The sequence below is a fragment of the Microbacterium sp. K41 genome, from assembly GCF_004794395.1.
In the GTDB taxonomy this organism is placed as follows: domain Bacteria; phylum Actinomycetota; class Actinomycetes; order Actinomycetales; family Microbacteriaceae; genus Microbacterium; species Microbacterium sufflavum.
Map to the genome: position 1 here is coordinate 1 of NZ_SSDO01000259.1, position 18,297 is coordinate 18,297.

General features: G+C 70.9%; 14 protein-coding genes. 6 read left to right on the forward strand and 8 right to left on the reverse strand.

Annotated features, from left to right (window positions below):
• Positions 1-156 precede the first annotated feature (156 nt).
• Positions 157-654 carry a metallophosphoesterase family protein gene (locus DW309_RS07095; protein ID WP_136029089.1) on the reverse strand — a complete coding sequence of 166 codons (498 nt, stop codon included), beginning with the start codon at positions 652-654 and terminating at the stop codon, positions 157-159.
• A gap of 178 nt (positions 655-832) precedes the next feature.
• Here DW309_RS07095 and DW309_RS07100 point away from each other — a divergent pair, with 178 nt between their 5' ends.
• From DW309_RS07100 to DW309_RS07110, 3 genes are all read left to right on the forward strand, one after another.
• A complete protein-coding gene (locus tag DW309_RS07100) occupies positions 833-2,293 on the forward strand; it encodes an MFS transporter (RefSeq protein WP_136029087.1) in 1,461 nt (486 codons plus the stop codon).
• 200 nt (positions 2,294-2,493) lie between these two features.
• The gene (locus tag DW309_RS07105; protein ID WP_136044963.1) at positions 2,494-2,697 is read left to right on the forward strand and encodes an AsnC family protein; all 204 of its coding nucleotides are present in this window, start codon (positions 2,494-2,496) and stop codon (positions 2,695-2,697) included.
• Positions 2,698-2,776: 79 nt separating this feature from the next.
• Positions 2,777-4,669, forward strand: a complete 1,893-nt coding sequence (locus tag DW309_RS07110) for an ABC transporter ATP-binding protein (protein WP_136044964.1) — start codon at positions 2,777-2,779, stop codon at positions 4,667-4,669.
• Positions 4,670-4,811: 142 nt separating this feature from the next.
• Here DW309_RS07110 and DW309_RS07115 read toward each other — a convergent pair whose 3' ends face one another.
• Positions 4,812-6,677: a phosphoenolpyruvate carboxykinase (GTP) gene (locus DW309_RS07115; RefSeq protein WP_205812660.1), complete on the reverse strand. Its 1,866-nt coding sequence runs from the start codon at positions 6,675-6,677 to the stop codon at positions 4,812-4,814.
• A 110-nt stretch (positions 6,678-6,787) separates the two neighbouring features.
• Here DW309_RS07115 and DW309_RS07120 point away from each other — a divergent pair, with 110 nt between their 5' ends.
• From DW309_RS07120 to DW309_RS07130, 3 genes are read left to right on the forward strand one after another with little or no spacing between them, the layout of a single operon-like run.
• Entirely contained in the window at positions 6,788-8,230 is a 1,443-nt protein-coding gene (locus tag DW309_RS07120) for an XRE family transcriptional regulator (RefSeq protein WP_136029081.1), read from the forward strand.
• Positions 8,231-8,276: 46 nt separating this feature from the next.
• Positions 8,277-9,743 carry a S10 family peptidase gene (locus DW309_RS07125; protein ID WP_205812662.1) on the forward strand — a complete coding sequence of 489 codons (1,467 nt, stop codon included), beginning with the start codon at positions 8,277-8,279 and terminating at the stop codon, positions 9,741-9,743.
• Positions 9,743-11,134 (forward strand): S10 family serine carboxypeptidase-like protein, encoded by a 1,392-nt coding sequence (locus tag DW309_RS07130; protein WP_136044966.1) that lies wholly within the window; start codon positions 9,743-9,745, stop codon positions 11,132-11,134. The genes DW309_RS07125 and DW309_RS07130 overlap by 1 nt, the downstream gene beginning before the upstream one ends.
• Positions 11,135-11,142: 8 nt before the next feature.
• Here the strand turns inward: DW309_RS07130 and DW309_RS07135 are convergent, their stop codons facing one another.
• The 6 genes from DW309_RS07135 to DW309_RS07160 form a co-directional block, all read right to left on the reverse strand.
• Positions 11,143-12,348, reverse strand: coding sequence for a M20 metallopeptidase family protein (locus tag DW309_RS07135; protein ID WP_136044967.1), 1,206 nt, complete (start codon positions 12,346-12,348; stop codon positions 11,143-11,145).
• A complete protein-coding gene (locus DW309_RS07140) occupies positions 12,348-13,151 on the reverse strand; it encodes an ABC transporter ATP-binding protein (RefSeq protein ID WP_136044968.1) in 804 nt (267 codons plus the stop codon). The genes DW309_RS07135 and DW309_RS07140 overlap by 1 nt, the downstream gene beginning before the upstream one ends.
• The gene (locus tag DW309_RS07145; RefSeq protein ID WP_136044969.1) at positions 13,151-15,097 is read right to left on the reverse strand and encodes a dipeptide/oligopeptide/nickel ABC transporter permease/ATP-binding protein; all 1,947 of its coding nucleotides are present in this window, start codon (positions 15,095-15,097) and stop codon (positions 13,151-13,153) included. The genes DW309_RS07140 and DW309_RS07145 overlap by 1 nt, the downstream gene beginning before the upstream one ends.
• Entirely contained in the window at positions 15,097-16,110 is a 1,014-nt protein-coding gene (locus DW309_RS07150; protein WP_136044970.1) for an ABC transporter permease, read from the reverse strand. The genes DW309_RS07145 and DW309_RS07150 overlap by 1 nt, the downstream gene beginning before the upstream one ends.
• A 7-nt stretch (positions 16,111-16,117) precedes the next feature.
• The gene (locus DW309_RS07155; protein ID WP_136029067.1) at positions 16,118-17,686 is read right to left on the reverse strand and encodes an ABC transporter substrate-binding protein; all 1,569 of its coding nucleotides are present in this window, start codon (positions 17,684-17,686) and stop codon (positions 16,118-16,120) included.
• 104 nt (positions 17,687-17,790) lie between these two features.
• Positions 17,791-18,297: aldehyde dehydrogenase family protein (locus tag DW309_RS07160; RefSeq protein ID WP_136044971.1), on the reverse strand; the 507-nt coding region annotated here is incomplete at its 5' end.

The window sequence follows — 18,297 nt, forward strand, 5'->3', positions numbered from 1 at the left end:
CCCGCTCCAGCCGTCCTCCCATCCCCACCAGGCCGCGCGTGAGACCGCGCTCGGCTCCGGCACCGTCGGGCACCGCGTCGTCGCGCGAGCGCATCGGTGCGCGGTAGGCCAGCGGCTCCGCGACGACCTCGGGGCCGGAGGCGGCGGGAGGCTCTTTCACGAGAGCGGCACGAGGGTCGCGTCGATGTCGGCGCCGTCGATCACGACCGTCATCAGGGTGCACACGGGCTGACGGCGGCGGTCGGTCGGCGACCCCGGGTTCAGCAGACGCAGGCCGCGCGGGGTCACCGTGTCCCACGGGATGTGCGAGTGCCCGAACACCAGGAGGTCGTCGTCGGGGAACGCCGCGTCCATGCGTCGCTCCCGCCCCGCCGCGCCCCCGGTCTCGTGGATCACCGCGACGGACGTGTCCTCCACCCGGAACCGGGCGACCTCGGGCAGCCGGCCGCGCAGACCGGGGCCGTCGTTGTTGCCGAACACGGCGTGCAGCACCGCGGCGCGCTCGGCGAGGAGATCGAGCGTGGCCTCGTCGACCCAGTCGCCCGCGTGCACCACCACGTCGGCCTCGTCGACGGCGCGCAGCACGGCGTCGGGCAGTCGCTTGGCGCGCTTCGGCACGTGCGTGTCGGCTAGCAGCAGCATCCGCGTCGTCATATCGGCTCCCCCGCGTCGTGTGCTCCGCGTCGTGCGTTCCGTGTCGTGTGCTCCGACTCTACGGGGGTGGCGCGCCGCCGGGACCGGGCAGCGTCATCCGCGTTCAGGCAACTCCCAGGAAGGCGTAGACTCGCCCGGGTCCTGGTATACCAGCGGCGACATCCGAGAAAGAGACCCCATGAGCAGCGCCCCCGCCCCCGCGAATCCCCGCTCGCGCGTCATCACCGCGAGCCTCGTCGGCACCACCATCGAGTTCTACGACTTCTACGTCTACGCGACGGCAGCGGTCCTGGTGTTCCCGACGCTCTTCTTCCCCAGCACCAACGACACCGCCTCGCTGCTGTCGTCGTTCGCCGTGTTCGGCGCCGCGATGGTCGCCCGCCCGATCGGCGCAGTCGTGTTCGGCCACTTCGGCGACAAGTTCGGCCGCAAGGCGACGCTCGTCGCGTCCCTGCTCACGATGGGCATCGCGACCTTCGTGATCGGCCTGCTGCCCACGTTCCAGCAGATCAGCTGGGTCGCGCCGCTGCTGCTTCTCGTGCTGCGCCTCGCCCAGGGCTTCGCGCTCGGCGGCGAGTGGTCGGGCGCGGCGCTGGTCGCGACCGAGAACGCCCCGAAGGGCAAGCGCGCCTGGTACGGGTCGTTCCCGCAGCTGGGTGCGCCCCTCGGGTTCATCATCGCGAACGGCATCTTCCTCGCCATCAATTTCGCCCTGCCCCACCCCGAGGACCCGGCGCTGAAGTCGGAGGCGTTCCTGTCGTGGGGCTGGCGGGTGCCGTTCCTGTTCTCGGCCGTCATGGTCATCATCGGCCTGTGGGTGCGCCTGCGCCTGGTCGAGTCGGACACGTTCAAGAAGGCGGAGAAGACCGGCGCCATCCGCAAGCTGCCGCTGGCCACCGTCTTCCGCCACCACTGGAAGCAGCTGATCCTCGGCACGTTCATCATGCTGGCGACCTACGTGCTGTTCTACCTGATGACGAACTTCACCCTGACGTACGGCACCAAGGCCGCCGACGTGGAGACCGCGTCGGCCGCCGCCCGCGCCGCCGCGGAGGCGACCGGCAAGGACTTCGACCCCACGGCGTTCGCGGCCCAGTTCTACCCGGGGCTCGGCTTCGGCTACACCGACTTCGTGCTGATGCAGATCATCGGCGTGGTGTTCTTCGGCATCTTCACGCTGCTGTCGGGTCCGATCGCCGACGCCATCGGCCGCCGCAAGCTGCTGCTGTGGGTCACGGGCCTCATCGTGGTGTTCGGCCTGTCGTTCAACCTCTTCCTGCTGCCCCAGGCCGACCCGAAGTTCACGGGCGCGCTCACGCAGGCGTTCCTGGTGTTCGGGTTCATGCTCATGGGCACGACGTTCGGCCCGATGGGCGCGCTGCTGCCCGAGCTGTTCCCGACGAACGTGCGCTACTCCGGCTCCGCGATCGCCTACAACGTGTCGTCGATCCTCGGCGCGGCCGTGGCCCCGTTCATCGCCGTGGCACTGTGGGCGGCGGTCGGCGGCGAGCCGTGGCTGGTCGGCGTGTACCTCTCCTCGATGGCCGTGCTCACCTTCGTGGCGCTGATCTTCACGCCGGAGACGAAGGACCACGACTACGAGGACGACCTGGGGCTGGCGGCCTCCGCCGAGCTCTGAGCGCCCGACGACGCACCCCGGAACGGCCGCCCTCCCCGCGAGGTGCGGCCGTTTCCGCGTCTCCGGGCCGCCGTCCGCGCACGGGACGGCTCAGAGGACGACGACGTCGCAGTACCCCGCCGCGTTCTGTCGACAACGAGCGTCAACAGAGATTGACAACGGTGGCGCGCGTCAATGATCATTGACGCAGGAGGTGTCCGATGAACACGACCACGATCGCCCAGGCCGAGGGCGGCGAGCCGCTCGCCGAGCTGCACCGCCTGGCCGGGCTCCGCATCGAGATCGCTCGCGCCGAGGAGGCGCAGGTGCGCCGCGCGCGCAACGACGGCTACTCGTGGCAGGCGATCGCCAGCGCCCTGGGCGTGACCAAGCAGGCCGCGCATCGCCGCTTCGGGCGCCACTGAGTGCATACAGCAGCCGCATAGGAACCGACCGGCCCCCGAGTACGGTCGAAGTACCCCCCTCTCCAGATCGAGGTCCCGCATGTCCACCACGGCGACAGCACGCCGACGCCGCCGGGGCGCACAGCCCGACGGCCCTCGCGCCACCTTCCGTCAGCTCCTTCCCTTCCTGTTCGAGCACAAGCGCACCCTCATCGTCGTCGCGATCCTCAGCGTCATCGGCGCGGCGACCTCGCTCGTGCAGCCGGTGCTGGTCGGCCAGGTCATCGAGGCCGTGCAGACCGACGGCACGATCGGGGTCCTGGTGTGGCTGCTGGTCGGCTTCGTGATCGTGTCGTCGATCATCTCCGGCTTCCAGCACTACCTGCTGCAGCGCACCGGCACGGCCGTGGTGTACTCCAGCCGGCGCAAGCTCATCGCGCGCATCCTGCACCTGCCCACCGCGGAGTTCGACGCCCGCCGCACCGGCGACCTCGTCTCGCGCGTCGGCACCGACACCACCCTGCTGTACGCCGTGCTCACGCAGGGTCTCGCCGATGCGGTCGGCAGCGCGGTGCTGTTCGTGGGCGCCCTGGTCGCGATGCTGCTGATCGATCCGGTGCTGCTGCTGCTCATCGTGGTCGTGATCGGCGTCTCGGTCGTGGTCGTGGTGTCGCTCAGCGGCCGCATCCGCACCGCGTCGACCGCCCAGCAGGAGAAGGTGGGCGAACTCGCCTCCGGCGTCGAGCGTGCCGTGGGCTCGATCCGCACCATCCGCGCCTCGGGGGCGACCGAGCGCGAGACCGCAGCCGTCTCCGACCGGGCCGCCGAGGCCTACGGCATCGGTGTGCGCATCGCCAAGATCTCGTCTCTCGTGGTGCCGGTCTCGGGCATCGCCCTGCAGCTGTCACTCCTGGTGGTGCTGGGCGTGGGCGGGTTCCGTGTGGCCGCCGGCGCCATCACGATCGCCTCGCTGATCGCGTTCATCATGTTCCTGTTCCTGCTCGTGATGCCGCTCGCCACCACGTTCGGGGCGATCACCTCGGTGAACCAGGCCCTCGGCGCGCTCGGCCGCATCCAGGAGGTGCTCGACCTGCCCACCGAGTCGCAGGACGACGCCGCCACCGCCGCCTCGATCCCCCGCGAGGCCGACGACCCCACGGCGCCCGCGATCGAGTTCCGCGATGTGCGCTTCCGCTACCCCGCGAACGTCGTGGCCGCACGACAGGCCGCGGCGAAGGCGGCCAAGGATCTGCTCGCCGACGCTCACCTCGACTCCGCCGAGCCGGTGCCCGCCGACGCCGAGGCCGCCGATCACGAGGTGCTGCGCGGCGTGTCGTTCGCGGTGCCGCGCGGCGCCCGGGTGGCGCTGGTCGGTCCGAGCGGCGCGGGCAAGAGCACGATCCTGTCGCTCATCGAGCGCTTCTACGACCCCACGGGCGGCGCCATCCGCGTGCACGGCCACGACGCCCGCACGTACCCGCGGGAGGAGCTGCGCGCGCAGTTCGGCTACGTCGAGCAGGACGCCCCGACCCTCGCCGGCACCCTCGCCGAGAATCTGCGCCTCGCGTCGCCCGACGCCAGCGACGCCGACTGCGAGCGGGTGCTGCGCGCCGTGAACCTCGGCGACGTGCTCGAACGCAGCCCCCTCGGCGTGGACGCCCCGGTCGGCGAGGACGGCGTGATGCTGTCGGGCGGCGAGCGTCAGCGCCTCGCCATCGCGCGCGCACTGCTCACGGACGCCCCGATCCTGCTGCTGGACGAGTCCACGTCGTCGCTCGACGGCGTGAACGAGCAGCGCATGCGCGAGGCCATCGAGGCGGCGTCCACCGACCGCACCCTCGTCGTGATCGCCCACCGGCTGTCGACGGTCGTCGACAGCGACCTCATCGTCGTGTTGCAGGATGGCTCGGTCGTCGGCCAGGGCACCCACGCGGAGCTGGTCGAGTCGACGCCGCTGTACCGCGACCTCGCGCGTCACCAGCTCCTCGCCTGACCGCACTCGCACGGGCAACGCGAAGGCGGGGTGCCGGAGACCACTCAGCCATGGGTTCGTCTCCGACGCCCCGCCTTCGCGGGTCTGGGGGCCACGGGGGCCCGAAGGTGCCGGCTCCCCCGAACCGGCACCGGTCTGGGGGCTACGACGCCTTCGCGAGCCGGTAGCGCAGCGAGGCCAGCTCGGTGCGCAGCGCCGCGGGCACGCGGTCGCCGAAGGTGTCGTAGAACTCCTCGGTCAGGTCGGCCTCGACCTTCCATGCCTCCGGGTCGACCGAGAAGAGCTCCTCCAGGTCTTCCGCCGGCAGGTCGAGCCCGTCGAGGTTGAGGTCCTCCGCACGCGGCAGCCGTCCGATGGGGCTGTCGACGGCGGGCACGGCGCCCGAGATGCGGCGGATGATCCAGTCGACCACGCGGGAGTTGTCGCCGAAGCCGGGCCACAGGAAGCGCCCGTCGGCCCCGCGGCGGAACCAGTTGACCTGGAAGATGCGCGGTGCCCGGTCGAAGCGCAGGCCGCGGCCCACCTTCAGCCAGTGCCCGAAGTAGTCGGCCATGTTGTAGCCGCAGAACGGCAGCATCGCGAACGGGTCGCGGCGCAGCTCGCCCACGGTGCCCTCGGCCGCCGCGGTGCGCTCGGACGAGATGTTCGAGCCGAGGAACACGCCGTGCGTCCAGTCGGTGGCCTCCACCACGAGCGGGACGTTGCTCGCGCGACGCCCGCCGAACAGGATCACGTCGAGCGGCACGGCCTCCTCCCAGTCCTCCGAGATCTGCGGGCACTGCGCCGCCGACACCGTGAAGCGCGAGTTGGGGTGCGCCGCCGGACGACCCGAGTCGGGCGTCCAGTCGTTGCCCTCCCAGTCGATCAGGTGCGCGGGCGCCTCGTCGGTCAGCCCCTCCCACCACACGTCGCCGTCGGGCCGGAGCGCGACGTTCGTGAAGATCGTGTTGCCCCACAGCGTCTCGACGGCCGTGACGTTGGTGGACTCGCCCGTGCCCGGCGCGACACCGAAGAAGCCGGCCTCGGGGTTGATGGCCCACAGTCGCCCGTCCTCGCCCGGACGGATCCAGGCGATGTCGTCGCCGAGCGTCTCGACCCGCCATCCCGGGATCGTCGGACGCAGCATCGCGAGGTTCGTCTTGCCGCACGCCGAGGGGAACGCGGCAGCGACGTGGTAGGCCGTGCCCTGCGGATCGATCACGCGGATGAGCAGCATGTGCTCGGCGAGCCAGCCCTCGTCGCGGGCGATCACCGAGGCGATGCGCAGCGCGAAGCACTTCTTCGCGAGGATCGCGTTGCCGCCGTAGCCGGAGCCGTACGAGTAGACCTCGAGCGTCTCGGGGAAGTGCACGATGTACTTCTCGTCGTTGCACGGCCACTCGACGTCGGGCTCGCCCGCGGCCAGCGGAGCGCCCACCGAGTGGACGGTCTTGACCCACGGCGCCCCGTCCGCGATCTGGCGGGTGACGGCGTCGCCCACCCGGGTCATGATGCCGATCGAGGCGACCGCGTAGGCGCTGTCGGTGATCTGCACGCCGATGTGCGAGAGCGGTCCGCCGACGCGACCCATCGAGAACGGGACGACGTACATCGTGCGACCGCGCATCGAGCCCGCGAAGATCTCGGTCATGGTGGCGCGCATCTCGGCGGGGTCCGCCCAGTTGTTGGTGGGACCGGCGTCCTCCTCGCGCTCCGAGGCGATGAAGGTGCGCCCCTCGGTGCGGGCGACGTCGCTCGGGTGCGAGCGGGCGAGGTACGAGCCGGGACGCCACTCCGGGTTGAGCTTGATGAGCTTGCCCTCGTCGACCAGCCCGCGCAGCAGCCAGTCGTTCTCGGCGCGGGAGCCGTCGACCCAGTGCACGGCGTCGGGCTGGGTGAGCGCCCGGATCTCCTCGACCCACGCGAGCAGCTCGGCCATCGCGGGGGTGTCGGAGGAGGGGGCCGTGCCGAACGTGCGCATCGTCGCGACGGGAGACGTGCGGGGGGTGATGACTTCGGCCATGGCCATGACTGCTCCTTAGAAGTGTGGGGCGTTGCACCTATCTTCTTCCGCCTCCACACCGACTTTCGGACAAATCGGGCCGAAAGAATCGATGTTCTTTCGCTACACTCAAAACCATGCCGCCCTCCGGACTCCACCTCACGACGCTCGGTCACCGCATCCGCCACCACCGCCTGCAGAAGGGGTACACGCTCGACGAGCTCGGCGCCGTCGTCGGGGTCGCCGGCTCGCAGCTCAGCCTCATCGAGAACGGCAAGCGCGAACCCAAGCTCTCCCTGCTCCAGGCGATCGCGCACGCCACGGGCACCGAGGTCACCGACCTCATCTCCGGCGAGCCGCCCAACCGCCGTGCGGCGCTCGAGATCGAGCTGGAGCGCGCGCAGGAGAGCCCGGTGTTCCGCCAGCTCGGCGTCGCGCCCGTGCGCGTCACGAAGGGCATGAGCGACGAGACCATCGAGTCGATCCTCGGGCTGCACAACGAGCTGCAGCGGAGGGAGCGCGAGGCGATCGCGACCCCCGAGGAGGCCAGGCGCGCGAACACCGAGCTGCGGCTGCGGATGCGCGCACAGAACAACTACCTGCCCGAGATCGAGAAGCTCGCCGAGAAGCAGCTCAAGGCGGCCGGGCACACGCAGGGGGCCCTCACCCACCGCACCGTGAGCATCATGGCGGAGAAGCTCGGCTTCGAGCTCATCTACGTCAACGACCTGCCGCACTCCACCCGCTCGGTGACCGACCTCGAGAACGGCCGCATCTATCTGCCGCCCGCCTCCATCCCCGGCGGACACGGCCTGCGCTCGATGGCACTGCAGGCCATGGCCCACCGCCTGCTCGGGCACACCCCGCCCACCGACTACGCCGACTTCCTGCAGCAGCGCCTGGAGATCAACTACTTCGCCGCCTGCTGCCTGATGCCCGAGACCGCCGCCGTCGCTTTCCTGCAGCAGGCGAAGAAGGACCGCAACCTCGCCGTCGAGGACTTCCGCGACGGCTTCGGCGTCACGCACGAGGCCGCCGGCATGCGGATGACCAACCTGATGACGCAGCACCTGGGCATGTCGCTGCACTTCCTGCGCGTCGACTCGACCGGAGCCATCACCCGCGTCTACGAGAACGACGGGCTGCCGCTGCCGATGGACGTCACCGGCGCCGTCGAGGGCCAGCGCGTGTGCCGCAAGTTCCAGGCGCGCTCCGCCTTCACGCAGCAGAACCGCACGGTCGAGCACCACCAGTACACCGACACCCCGTCCGGGACGTTCTGGTGCTCCACCCAGACCGGCTCCTCCACCGACGGCGAGTTCTCCGTCACGGTCGGCGTGCCGTTCGACGACGCCCGCTGGTGGCGGGGCAGGGAGACGAGCGACCGCGCCGTGTCGACGTGCCCCGACGAGGCGTGCTGCCGGCGCCCCTCGACCGAGCTGACCGAGCGCTGGCAGGGGCGGGCGTGGCCGAGCGCTCGCGTGCACACGCACATGTTCTCGCCGCTCCCCCGCGGCGCCTTCCCCGGCGTTGACGACAACGAGGTGTACGACTTCCTCGCGCGGCACGCGAGCGAGTGATTAAGATATATTCAATTCACTCATTGCCAGCCTCCCAGGGAGCCCCGTGACCGAGCAGACCCCCGCCGCCGACACCGCAGCGACCGAGACGTTCACCTCGCGCCGCCACCGCATCACGGCGGGTGGACGCACGCTCGACTACACGGCGGGCGCCGGCACCGTGATCGTGCGCGACGACGAGCACACCCCGCTCGCCAGCGTCTTCTACACGTCCTACGTGGCCGACCGCGAGGAGGGCGCTGCGCCGCGACCGGTGACCTTCCTGTTCAACGGCGGACCCGGCTCCGCCAGCCTGTGGCTCAACATCGGCGGCTTCGGCGTCAAGCGCACCCCCACCAACACGCCGAAGGCGACCCCACCCGCTCCCTACGCGTGGGGCGACAACCCGCACACGCTGCTCACCGAGTCCGACCTCGTCTTCATCGACGCCCCCGGCACCGGCTACTCGCGACTGCTGGGCGACACCGCGCCCGCGCAGGTATGGGGCGTCGACCAGGACGTCGACGCGTTCGCGAAGGCGATCACCCGGTGGCTCACCCTCACGAACAACTGGAACGCCCCGCGGTTCCTGTTCGGCGAGTCGTACGGCACCACGCGCGCCGCATCCCTCGTGCACCGCCTGCAGAACCAGGGCCTCGACTTCAACGGCGTCGTGCTGCTGTCCACCGTGCTGAACTGGGGCGAGAGCAACCTCGGCGGCCCGCGCGAGTACATCAACCTGCTGCCCTCGTTCGCCGCGACCGCCTGGTATCACGGCAGGGCGCGCACCGAGCACACCGAGCTGGAGCCGTTCCTGGTGGAGGCCAGGGCCTTCGCGCAGGGACCCTTCGCGGCCGCCCTGCTGCAGGGCGACCTGATCCCGTCCGAGGTCGAAGACGAGGTCGCCGCGCGCATGAGCGCCCTCGTCGGTCTCGATGCCGACGACCTGAAGAAGCACCACTTCCGCATCGGCATGGAGCAGTACCGCTACGCGCTGCTCGCCGACGAGGGTCGCGTGATCGGCCGGTTCGACACCCGCTTCACCGCCGAGCACCAGTACGTGGTGGGCGGCGGCTCGCACGACCCCGCCACCGACGACGCCGCCACCGCCGGGGTGAACAGCGCGCACCTGTCGACCTACCGCGCGCACCTCGTCGACGACATCGGCTACACCAGCGACCTGCACTACCGGCACCTGCACAACATGCCCATCTCGCGGGCCTGGGACTGGAAGCACAAGGCGCCGGGCGTCGACGCCCCCCAGCTCGTGCCCGACGTGTCGCTCGACCTGTCGGCGGCGGTGCGGCGCAACCCGAACCTCCGCGTGTTCGTGATGGGCGGGTACTACGACCTCGCGACCCCGTTCTTCGGGCCGGAGGTCGACGTGGCGCACCTGTACCTCGCCCCCGCGCTGCGCGACAACATCCGTTTCGCGTTCTACGAGTCCGGCCACATGACGTTCGTGGACGAAGATGCCGTCGTGCGCATGAAGAGCGACCTCGACGACTTTTACCGCGACGCCACCGCGCGCTGATGAGCGCACGCGAGACGACGGGCCGACTCGGAGAGCGGGAGTACGTCGCGCGGGTGGAGGAGCTGCCGCTGCGGCGCTCCGACGGCACGCCGCAGGGCACGCTGTCGGCGTTCAGCTATACGGTCGACGCACCCGGCCGGCCGGTGCTGTTCCTCACCAACGGCGGGCCCGGCGTCTCGTCGATCTACCTGCACCTGAGCGGCATCGGACCGTGGCGGGCGCGCGTCCCGGTGGACACGGACGACGCCGGCCAGCCGCCGTACGGCATCGAGGAGAGCCCGTCGAGCATCCTCGACGTCGCCGACCTCGTGTTCCTCGACGCACCGGGCACCGGCTTCGGCACGTTCGCGGACGACGCCGACCGCTCGCTCTTCCGCACCGTGGAGGGCGACGCCGACGCGGTCGCCGCCGCGATCGGCGACTGGCGCGACCGGCACGGCCGCTGGGACGCGCCCACGTACTTCCTCGGCGAGAGCTACGGCACGCTGCGCGCGGCGTTCCTGGCGACGAACCCGCACAGCATGGACACGGCGCCGCTGGCCGGGATCGCGCTGCTCGGTCAGGCGGTGAACATCCAGGAGACGCAGGACCGGCCGGGGAGCATCGTCGGAGCCCTCGCCAACCTGCCCTACAAGGCCGCCACCGCCTGGTACCACGGCACGGGGTCGCGCGGGCACGCCACGGTCGAGGACGCCATCGCGGACGCCCTCGACTTCGCGCGCGGCGACCTGGCCGCGGCCATGCTGCAGGGCGACGAGCTGCCGGCGGGCGACCGGGACGCGGTCGCCGAGCGGTTGTCCGCCATGATCGGCCTCCCCGCCGACGAGCTCGTGCGCGACCGACTGTGGATCAGCAAGACCGACTTCCGCGAACGGCTGCTCGAGGGCCAGGTGCTGGGCGTCACGGACAGTCGCTACCGTGCCCCCGCCGCCGACCGCCGTGTCGGCGAGCTCGGCCACGACCCCGCCGACACCGCGCTCTCCCCGCGCTACGTCACCGGGCTGTCGCGTCTGCGGCTCGACGTGTTCGGCGACGACTCCGCGCGACCGTACCGGGTCGTCGACACGGAGGCCGGCCGTGACTGGGACTGGCAGGAGGAGGGCGCCGCCGCGTTCCCCACCTACGGCCGACCGTCGCCGTTCCACACCTACCCCTACCCGGCGCGGCTCTCGCGGTGGATGAAGCAGAACCCGCACGCGCGGCTCTTCCTCGGCACGGGCGTGTACGACGCGCTGACCACCGTGGGGGCCGCCGACCATCTGCTGCGGCACTTCGGCCTGCCCCGCGAACGCACCACCTCGCACTGGTACCGGGCCGGGCACATGATGTACAGCGACCCGGCGGTCGCGGCGCAGCTGAACGCCGACCTCCGCGCGTTCCTGACGGCCTGAGGCAGGGCTCAGGCGCTGAGGCGGCCGAGCGCGAGGGCGGCGAGCGCCGCGGCCTGATCCGCGAGCACCGCGTCGTCGAACACGACGGTCGGCGAGTGGTTCGGGGACGCCGTCTCCAGGTCGACCTCGTCGGGGGTGGCGCGCAGGAACAGGAACGCGCCCGGCACCTGCTCCAGCACGAACGAGAAGTCCTCCGACCCCATCACGGGGTGTGCGGTCTCCCACACCCGCTCCTCGCCGAACAGGCCGCTCAGGGTGCTGCGCACGTGCGCGACGGCCTGCGGGTCGTTCACGGTGGGCGCGCACAGGATGGTGACGTCGACCTCGACCGTGCAGTCGTGCGCCGCCGCGATCTCCTGCACCAGGGCGGGGATCTCGGTCTGCACGCGGGCGCTGTTCTCGTGCGAGAGCACGCGCACCGACGCCACGAGCGACGCCGTGTCGGAGATGATGTTGCGGGCGGGTCCGCCGGCGTGCAGCTGTGTGACGCTCAGCACCACCGGGTCGAACACGTCGAAGCGCCGCGTGACGAACGCCTGCAGCGCCGTCACGAGCTCCGCGGCCACCGGCACGGGGTCCCGCGTGAGGTGCGGGGCCGACGCGTGTCCCCCGGACCCGGTGATCGTGACCTCCACCTCGATCGCGCCCGCCATCAGCGCACCGGGTCGCGTGGAGAACACCCCGAACTCACCGGGGACCACGTGGATGCCGAACGCGGCCACCGGCCGCGAGCCGGTGACGTCGAGCAGTCCCTCGGCCAGCATGCGGGTGGCACCGTCGCCGAGCTCCTCGCCCGGCTGGAACATCAGGAGCACGTCGCCGTGCAGATCGTCGCGACGGGCGGCGAGCAGCTGCGCCGCGCCGACGAGACCCGCCACGTGCAGGTCGTGTCCGCACGCGTGCATGCGCTCCCCCGTGGCGGCATAGTCGAGACCGGTCTCCTCGGTGAGCGGCAGTGCGTCCATGTCGGCGCGCAGCAGCACGGTCGGGCCGGGATGCGCGCCGCGGATGACGGCGGCGATCGAGCTCAGTCCCGCGCCGAGGGTCACCTCGACGCCCAGCGGCTCGAGCGCATCGAGGATCCGCCGCTGCGTGCGCGGCAGTTCGAGCCCGAGCTCCGGATCGGCGTGGATCGCGCGGCGCAGGCCGACCAGACCGGGGAGCAGATCGCGGGCGTCGTCGCGCAGACCGGTGGTGGGGTGGAGCAGGGTCATCAGTGTCCGATCGCGTGCAGGAGGTGGTCGGTGCCGGCGTTCTGGATGCGCGGGATCGCGGCGACGAGGGACTGCGTGTAGGTGTGCTGCGGATTCGAGACGATCTCGTCCGCGTCGCCGTGCTCGACGATCCGCCCCTTGCGCATCACGGCCGTGGTGTCGGCGATGTACCGCACGGCGGCGAGGTTGTGGGTGATGAACAGCACCGAGAGCTCCAGCTCGCGCTGCAGATCGCGCACCAGGTTCAGCACGGCACCCTGCACCGACGCATCGAGCGCCGACGTGATCTCGTCGGCGATGATGAGCCGCGGCTTCACGGCCAGACAGCGGGCGATCGCGACGCGCTGCCGCATGCCGCCGGACAGCTGAGACGGATACTGGTCGACCGTGCCCGGCTTCAGGCGCACCAGCCGCAACAGCTCCTTCACGCCGTCGGCGCGCGCCTTGGCGTTGCCGCTGCCGTGCAGCGTGAGCGCCTCGTCGAGCGTGTCGCCGATGGTCATGCGTGGATTCAGCGAGGAGTACGGGTCCTGGAAGATCATCTGCACGTCGCGGGCGCGCGCGAGGCGCTGCCGCCCGGTCGCCGGTCGCAGCTCCTCGCCGTCGAGCAGCAGGCGTCCGGCCGTGGCCGGCTGGAGACCGGCGATGACGCGCGCGATGGTGGACTTGCCCGAGCCGGACTCCCCGACCAGTCCGACGATGCTGCCGTGCGGCACCGTGAGCGACACGCCGTCCACGGCGTTGAACGACGAGTCGCCGTGCCCGAAGGTCACCACCAGATCGTCGACGACGAGCTCGGCCATCAGCGCACCTCCTGCGTGGTCTGCGTGGTCTGCGACCCGGTGAGCACGACCGGCTCCCCGAGGATGCCCTCGATCGGCACGCCGTCCTGCGGGTGCCAGCAGGCCACGCGACCGCCGTGACCGTGGGCCACCGGCTCCGGGGTGACCGCGCGGCACTGCTCGGTCGCGAACGGGCAGCGCGGAGCGAACCCGCAGCCCACGAGCGGCAGCGAGAGGTCCGGCGGCTCGCCGGGGATCGTCGCGAGCGGCTGGGTGCGATCGGTGTCGAGGTCGGGCAGCGACTCGGCGAGCGCACGCGTGTAGGGGTGCGCGAGCTTCTCGGGCGTCGCGAGCAGGCGCACATCCACGTCCTCCACGATGCGTCCCGCGTACATCACCAGGATGCGCTGGCACAGCTCGGCGAGCACGGCGATGTCGTGCGACACCACGATCGCGGCCGCCCCGGTCTCCTCGCACTCGCGGCGGAGCAGCGCGAGCACACGCTGCTGCACCGTCACGTCGAGGGCCGTGGTGGGCTCGTCGGCGATGATGAGTCGCGGCTTGCCGATCTGCGACATCGCGATGAGCGCGCGCTGCCGCATGCCGCCCGAGTACTCGTGCGGGAACTGCCGGGAGCGCCGCTCCGGCTCGTCGATCGCGACGTCCTTCAGCGCGGCGACGGCCTTCTGATGTGCGGCGCCACGGGCATCCCTGGCGTGGAAACGCGGGATCTCGGCGAGCTGCGTGCCCACGCGCAGCGCCGGGTTGAGCGCCGTGAGCGAATCCTGGAACACGACGCCGATCTTCGTGCCGAGCCGCTTCTTCATCACGGCGGGCGGCAGGTCGAGCACGTCGTCGCCATCGAAGCGCACCTCCTGCGCGGTCACGGCGGCGCCCGCGGCGGACAGCTGGGCGACCGCCATCAGCGCCACCGACTTGCCGCTGCCGGACTCGCCGACGACGCCGACGATCTCCCCCGGTGCGACCGAGAACGAGACGTCCTGCACGGGACGCACCCACCCGGACGGCGAGGGGAACGAGACCGACAGGCCGTCGACCACGAGCAGCGCGTCGTCGTCGGCCACCCGCTCGCGGGCCTCGACGCGCGGCGCGGAGCCCAGCTTGCGCCGGGAGAGCACGCTGCCCTTGCCGTGGCTGCGCAGGTGCGCGGCGAGCGACTCGCCCAGCGTGCCGAACGCCACGCCGGCGAACACGACGGCGACTCCGGGGCCGACCACCGCGGTCGGGTTGGTGTACACCTGGTCGAACGCCTCGCTGAGCATGCGGCCCCAGTCGTAGTCCGGCGGCTGCACGCCGACGCCGAGGAAGCTGAGGCTGGAGAGCGCGAGCAGGCCGCCGCCGATCGACAGGGTGACGTTGACGATGATGGGTTCGGCGATGTTCGGCAGCACGTAGCGCGTGAACTGCCGTCCGCGCGAGACGCCCATCATGCGCGCCGCCGCCAGGTACTCCGATCCGCCGACGCGCGACGACAGCGTCTGGGCGAGGCGGGCGAACGACGGCACCATCGTGAGGCCGAGCGCGATCACCGCGGACGACGAGCTGGGCCCGAGCAGGATCACGGTCAGCATCGCCACCAGCAGCACCGGGAACGCCAGCCACGTGCTGATGACGGAGCTGAACAGGCGCTGCACCCGCGGTCCGAGCACCGACGGGAGGGCACCGAGCAGCAGACCGAAGACGAGGCCGATGACGGTGGCGATCAGCGCCATCCCCAGCGACAGCCGTGCGGCGACGAGCGTGCGGAGCAGGAGGTCGCGCCCGAGGCCGTCGGTACCGAGCGGGTGCGCGGCGCTGGGTCCCTGCAGCAGCGCCGACGTGTCGGTCTGGTTCGCCTGCGCGCCCCAGATCTCCGGGGCGAACAGCGCGAGGAACACCAGCACGAGCACCATGACGGTGCTGATCGCGCCGAGCGGGTTGCGCAGGAAGGTGAGGATCGAGCGCATCAGGTCGTCTCCAGGAGGGTGGTGCGCCGGTCGAGGAGCGACAGCACGATGTCGACCGCGAGGGTGATGACGAGGATGATGGCCGCGTACACGAGCGCGAGGCCCTGCACGATGCCGTAGTCCTTCGTGGCGATGGCGTCGACGAACGCCGAGCCCAGACCCGGCCAGTTGAACACCTTCTCCACGAGCACGCTGGAGGCGACCATGGTCGACAGCAGCGTGCCGCCGATCGTCAGCGTGGCGGTGAGCATGTTGGGCAGCGCGTGGCGGAAGTACACCCACGACGCGGGGATGCGCTTGGAGCGGGCCGTGCGCACGTAGTCGTCGGACAGCGTGTTCAGCGCCTCGACGCGGGCGATGCGCGACAGCGACGCCCACGAGGCGACCGTCATGGCCAGCACCGGCAGCACGTACGACGCGGGGCCCGAGCGTCCGGCCACGGGGAACCAGTGCAGCCCCACCGCGAAGATCACGACCAGTGCCACGCCCAGGAGGTACTCCGGGATCGCGGCGATCACGCCGGTGATGCCGGTGAACGTCACCTCGACGCCGCGGCGTCGGTTGCCCTGCGTGAGGATCGCGATGCCGAGGCCCACGGGCACGGCCACCAGCAGCACGATCACGAACGAGATGCCGGCGAGCTCCAGGGTGGCCGGGAGACGGTTCTGCACGAGCTCCGACACCGACCGTCCGGTGATGAGGGACGAGCCCAGATCACCCTGGAGGATGCCGGTGAGATAGTTCCAGAACTGCACGATCAGCGGGTCGTTGAGACCCAGCTGATCGCGCCGGGCCTGGACCACGGCCTCGTCGGCCGTCGCGCCGAGTGCGGCGCGCACGGGGTCGCCGCCGGATGCCCTGAGCACGAAGAACGCGACCGCGATGATCACGAACATCGCCACCAGCATGCGCAGCGCGCGGCGGAGGAGGAATCTCAGCCAGGGGTTGCCGTGGCGGCGCTTCCGAAGAAACACCGCCACGGTGTCCGTCCTGGCGGACGCGTGGTCCAGCATGCGGCTCCTAGCCTCGGAGGCTCGTCGGGATCAGCAGTCCGTTGGTGGTGACCTCGAACTCCACGCCCGCTCCGTACAGCGTGCTCGTGGACTCCGCGAACGGCATCACCTCGAGGTTACCGATCGCCGAGGCCTGCGCGGCGGTCCACGCGTCGCAGCTGTCCTCGCCGGCCAGCTGCTGCGCCTCGGCCGTCAGGTCGAAGAACTCCTGGTTGGTGTTGTACGTCCAGTTGCCGCCGTCCGGGGGGAACGGACCCGAGAGGATGCCGGCCCAGGTGGAGGGCAGCGTGGTGGAGATCGGGGCCCAGATGAGGTCCCAGTCGCCGCCCTGGAAGATGACGTCGGTGTACGACGACGACGGTGCCGGAGTGACCTCGACGCCGATCTCGCCCAGCTGCTGCTGGATGAGCTCGATGCCGGCCACGACCGACTGCGCCTCGGTGGACGGGTAGACGAAGGTGAGCTCCAGCTTCGCGCCGTCCTTCTCCCGCACGCCGTCGGCGCCCACGGTCCAGCCGGCCTCGTCGAGCGATGCGGCCGCCGCGTCGGCGTCGAAGCCGATCAGCGACGTGGTGGCATCCGCCCCGACGCACACCGCGGTGAACGAGGAGACGAGCGAGGTCATCAGCTCGCCGCGTCCACCGGTGGAGACCGAGGCGACCTCGTCGCGGTCGATGCCGCCGGCGATGCCCTCCCGCACCAGCAGGTCGTTGGTCGGGCGTCCCTCCGACTGGTTGAAGAACATCAGGCCGGGACGGGCGGGCACGTCGATCGTGAACAGATCGCCGCTCTCCAGCCGGTCGCGATCCGTGCCGCCGACCTCGGCGACGTTGATCTCGGAAGACAGGAGCATGTTCGCGCGCGTGGGCTCGGTGTCGACGACCTCCAGCTCGACGGTCTTCGGCAGCCCCTCGGTGTCGCTCGTGACATCGCCGGGACCCCACGTGTAGTCGTCGCGCAGGGCGAGCGTGTAGGTCTGCCCGGGCGAGGAGTCCTCGAGCGTGTAGATGCCGGTGCCGACGGGGGTGGAGTCGAGCGACGCGGGGTCCTCGATGCCCGCCGCGCACACGACCGGCATCTGGCCGATGTTGCTGAGCAGGAAGCTCTGCGGCTGCGCGCTGGTGAACGTGACGGTGCGCGAGGCGTCGTCGGCCTCGACGGTCAGGCCCTCGGCGGGGAAGTAGACGCCGGAGTAGGGCGATGCCGTCTCAGGGTCTGCGGCGTAGTCGAACGAGGCCTTGACGTCGGAGGCGGTGAGTTCGGAGCCGTCCGTGCAGACGATCCCCTCCTTCAGCACGAACGACACCTCGGTCGTCGACTCCGTCCAGCTCTCGGCGAGCAGGCCCTCGGCGTCCTTGCCGTGGGCGAACGACATGAGGGTCTCGTACAGGTAGGCCGAGACCTCCTGCCCCGCCTGCGTCGCGTTCGTGATCGGGTTGAGCGAACCCGGGTCGGCGGCGATGGCGATGGTAGCCTTCTCGACCGCTCCGCCTCCTGACCCGTCTCCCCCGCCGGCGCAGCCGGTCAGGGCGAGTGCCGTCACGCCGACGACCGCGGCTACGATGCTGCGTCTCATGGGTGTCCTCTCTTCACGGAACCCTCGGGCGGGTTCCAACTCATTGAATATTATGAATTGCTCTTTATTGCCTCGTGTCGGCGGTGTTTCGGGTTTGTTACCGGTCACGAGTGGTCGTCGAGAAGGGCGGCGGCGCCCATCACCGACTTCAGCTCGAGGAACTCCTCGAACCCGTGCACGCCGCACTCCCGGCCGACGCCCGACTGCTTGTACCCCCCGAAGGGAGCCCCCACGTCGAGCCCGGCGCCGTTGATGCCGACGGTGCCGGTGCGCATGCGCAGCGCGACCTCGAGGGCGCGTCGAGGGTCGCTCGACCACACGCCGCCCGACAGGCCGTACACGCTGTCGTTCGCCAGGTCGACAGCCTCATCGACCGTGGCGTACGGAGTGATCGTGAGCACCGGACCGAAGACCTCCTCGTGGAAGATCCTCATGTCGGGTGTCACATCGGTGAAGATCGTGGGCTGCACGTAGGCGCCGCCGGCCGTCGGTTCGACGATATCGAGGCCGCCGGTCAGCACGCGCGCACCCTCGGCGATCGCCGTCTCGATGTGCGACCGCACCCGCTCGCGCTGCAGCGCCGAGGCGACCGGCCCGGTGGCCGTCCCCTC

Coding starts and splice junctions, on each gene's coding strand:
- DW309_RS07095 (WP_136029089.1), bottom strand. CDS start 654: ATGACGACGCGGATGCTGCTGCTAGCCGACACGCACGTGCCGAAGCGC.
- DW309_RS07100 (WP_136029087.1), top strand. CDS start 833: ATGAGCAGCGCCCCCGCCCCCGCGAATCCCCGCTCGCGCGTCATCACC.
- DW309_RS07105 (WP_136044963.1), top strand. CDS start 2,494: ATGAACACGACCACGATCGCCCAGGCCGAGGGCGGCGAGCCGCTCGCC.
- DW309_RS07110 (WP_136044964.1), top strand. CDS start 2,777: ATGTCCACCACGGCGACAGCACGCCGACGCCGCCGGGGCGCACAGCCC.
- DW309_RS07115 (WP_205812660.1), bottom strand. CDS start 6,677: ATGGCCATGGCCGAAGTCATCACCCCCCGCACGTCTCCCGTCGCGACG.
- DW309_RS07120 (WP_136029081.1), top strand. CDS start 6,788: ATGCCGCCCTCCGGACTCCACCTCACGACGCTCGGTCACCGCATCCGC.
- DW309_RS07130 (WP_136044966.1), top strand. CDS start 9,743: ATGAGCGCACGCGAGACGACGGGCCGACTCGGAGAGCGGGAGTACGTC.
- DW309_RS07135 (WP_136044967.1), bottom strand. CDS start 12,348: ATGACCCTGCTCCACCCCACCACCGGTCTGCGCGACGACGCCCGCGAT.
- DW309_RS07140 (WP_136044968.1), bottom strand. CDS start 13,151: ATGGCCGAGCTCGTCGTCGACGATCTGGTGGTGACCTTCGGGCACGGC.
- DW309_RS07145 (WP_136044969.1), bottom strand. CDS start 15,097: ATGCGCTCGATCCTCACCTTCCTGCGCAACCCGCTCGGCGCGATCAGC.
- DW309_RS07150 (WP_136044970.1), bottom strand. CDS start 16,110: ATGCTGGACCACGCGTCCGCCAGGACGGACACCGTGGCGGTGTTTCTT.
- DW309_RS07155 (WP_136029067.1), bottom strand. CDS start 17,686: ATGAGACGCAGCATCGTAGCCGCGGTCGTCGGCGTGACGGCACTCGCC.